At 35.1% G+C, this 2,630-nt stretch carries 3 protein-coding genes and 1 pseudogene; 2 read left to right on the forward strand and 2 right to left on the reverse strand.

What is annotated here, in order from left to right; all coding sequences use genetic code 11:
- A pseudogene (locus GMD4S_RS13925) lies at positions 1-90 on the forward strand (IMP dehydrogenase); the annotation flags it as partial.
- Between the two features lie 51 nt (positions 91-141).
- Here the strand turns inward: GMD4S_RS13925 and recF are convergent.
- Together recF and yaaA are read right to left on the reverse strand one after the other, a co-directional pair.
- The gene (gene recF, locus GMD4S_RS07840; protein ID WP_000266685.1) at positions 142-1,239 is read right to left on the reverse strand and encodes a DNA replication/repair protein RecF; all 1,098 of its coding nucleotides are present in this window, start codon (positions 1,237-1,239) and stop codon (positions 142-144) included.
- Positions 1,240-1,241: 2 nt separating this feature from the next.
- The gene (yaaA, locus tag GMD4S_RS07845; protein ID WP_000455874.1) at positions 1,242-1,610 is read right to left on the reverse strand and encodes a S4 domain-containing protein YaaA; all 369 of its coding nucleotides are present in this window, start codon (positions 1,608-1,610) and stop codon (positions 1,242-1,244) included.
- Between the two features lie 160 nt (positions 1,611-1,770).
- Here yaaA and GMD4S_RS07850 point away from each other — a divergent pair.
- A partial coding sequence (locus tag GMD4S_RS07850; RefSeq protein ID WP_000424575.1) for an insulinase family protein occupies positions 1,771-2,630 on the forward strand: 860 nt, incomplete at its 3' end.

Genomic DNA, 2,630 nt, shown 5'->3' on the forward strand with positions numbered 1-2,630 from the left:
CAATTTATTGAAATGTCTGGGGCTGGTCTAAAAGAAAGCCATCCTCATGATGTACAAATTACTAATGAAGCACCAAACTACTCCATGTAAGAAGTAAAAAGAACTCCTGAAATCCAGGAGTTCTTTTTGTTTACATAGTTGTCAATTTTGATTTACAGATATTCTACCGTTTTGGATGTTGAAAATACTAAGGTTTTCTGGCAAGTTTTGTAAGTGGTCTAAACTTGTTGTTGTAATAAAGGTTTGGATAGATTGAGAAATGGTTTCTAGTAATTTTAGTTGCCGTGTATTGTCAAGTTCGCTCATAACATCATCAAGCAGTAGTATCGGAGACTCATTGGTAATAGTTTCCATTAGCTCAATCTCTGCTAGTTTGATAGAAAGTACAAGACTACGATGTTGACCTTGGCTTCCAAAACTAGCGTCCATACCATTGATATAGAAAGTAATGTCATCTCGATGAGGGCCGACACCAGTATTCTTTTTAAATAAGTCTCTGGATCTGGTTTTCTCCAAAGCCATTTTAAAAGAACTTGTTAGCTGTTCTTCATCAGTGAAGTTGACAGATGCTTGATAAGATATTGACAACTCTTCTAATTTATTTGAAATTTCTAAGTGTTTTTTTTGACCAAATTTCTCTAAGTCTTTAATGAATTTTATTCGATGCTTTATAACGCGACATCCATACTCTACTAACTGATCATCTAATACTGACAGAAATGTTTCATCAATCTTTTGGCTGGATTTTAGGTAAGTATTTCTTTGCTTGAGTATATGGTTATAGTTTGACAAGTCTGACAAGTAGATTGGTTTAATTTGTCCCAGTTCTATATCTATAAACTTTCGACGAACGGAGGGAGCTCCTTTAATTAACTGTAGATCTTCAGGTGCGAAGAGAACCACATTCATATGTCCGATGTAGTCAGAGAGGCGAGCTTGTTTTAAGTGATTGACTTTAGTCACACGCCCTTTTGGTGTTAAATCAATTTCTAGAGGGATAGAGCCTGTTTTTTTCTGTAGCAAGCCAGAAAGATGGAGTTGTTCTTCATCAAAATGAATGAGATTTTTATCTGTACGAGTCCGATGACTACGTGTCAAGGCTAAGAAATAGATTGCTTCTAGAATATTGGTTTTTCCTTGTGCATTTTGACCTAGAAAGACATTTAATTTTGGATTGAAATCAATTTTTGCCTCTTTGTAGTTTCGAAAGGTTTTAATTGTTAAATGTTGGAGCCACATGGTTATCTTCCTGGAAAACGTGGAGGTTGTTTGGTTTTAGGCGATGAAGAAGTTTTTTGTTTTTCTTTCTTGACGCCTTTATTCATCTCTTTGACAAGTTTAGCAATTCGCTCTTTCTCAATCTTATCTGCTTGATACTCTTCTTGCTCTTTTAAACTTGGTTTTGTCAAGGTGATGTCAATCTTTAAATCAGGAATGTCAATCGTATCTCCAATACGGATTTTTTTCCCACGTCTACTTTCTAACTCGCCATTAAAGTAAACTTGATGATCTATTAAAAAGGATTTGATAGCACCACCGCTTTGTATAATTCCAAGTTCTTTTAGGAGTGCTTGGAGCGTAATAAATTCTTCAAATAATTTGTATTCCATAATTCACCTCAATCTTTGGTATTATACCATATTTCCCTTGAAATAGCTGAAGGAAAGTTTGCTGAAATGAAAACGGTTTTACTCTTTAAAGCTATAAAGAGAACAAGAAAAATTTTGATTTTCGTGGTATAATAGAACTCTATATGTAAGGAGGTAAGGTATGGAATTAGTGCCTGGAATTTCAGCACATTTTGTTCAATCCAAAAAGTTTAAAACAAATAAAATCACTATTCGTTTTACTGCTCCCTTATCTCTTGAGACAATAGCAGGACGTATGTTAAGTGCAAGTATGTTGGAGACGGCAAATCAAGTTTACCCAACATCACAAGCATTTCGCAGATACTTGGCAAGTTTATATGGAACAGATATTTCCACAAGTACTTATCGTAGGGGACAGGCACATATTCTTGACCTAACGTTTACCTATGTGAGGGATGATTTTTTAAGTAAAAAAAATGTCTTGACTTCTCGAATTTTGGAATTAGTGAAACAGACTTTATTTGCTCCCTTAGTTCAAGATGGTGCTTTTGAGCCAGCCCTATTTGAAATTGAAAGAAAACAGTTATTGGCTAGTCTAGCTACTGATATGGATGATTCATTTTATTTTGCTCATAAGGAGTTGGATAGCTTGTTCTTCCATGATGAGCGTCTTCAATTGAGATACAGTGATTTACGAAATAGCATTTTAAATGAGTCTCCGGAAAGTAGCTACACGTGCTTTCAAAATGCTCTGAAAAATGATCGTATTGATTTCTTTTTCTTAGGTGATTTCAACGAAGTAGAAATTACAGAATCACTGAAGTCATTACCCTTTACAGCTAGAGAGAACGGCGTCACTATCCAGTACCATCAATCTTATTCGAATGTTCTACGAGAAGGAATGGTTCAGAGGAATGTTGGGCAATCTATTTTAGAATTAGGCTATCATTCTCCTGTAAAATATGGTGATGATGAGCATTTGCCCATGCTTGTTATGAATGGTTTGTTGGGTGAATTTGCACATTCGAAACTTTTTACAAA

It is taken from the genome of Streptococcus sp. GMD4S, from assembly GCF_000296955.1.

What these genes read in the sequence shown, in the direction of transcription:
- recF (WP_000266685.1), bottom strand. Translation starts at nt 1,239, where the DNA reads ATGTGGCTCCAACATTTAACAATTAAAACCTTTCGAAACTACAAAGAG.
- yaaA (WP_000455874.1), bottom strand. Translation starts at nt 1,610, where the DNA reads ATGGAATACAAATTATTTGAAGAATTTATTACGCTCCAAGCACTCCTA.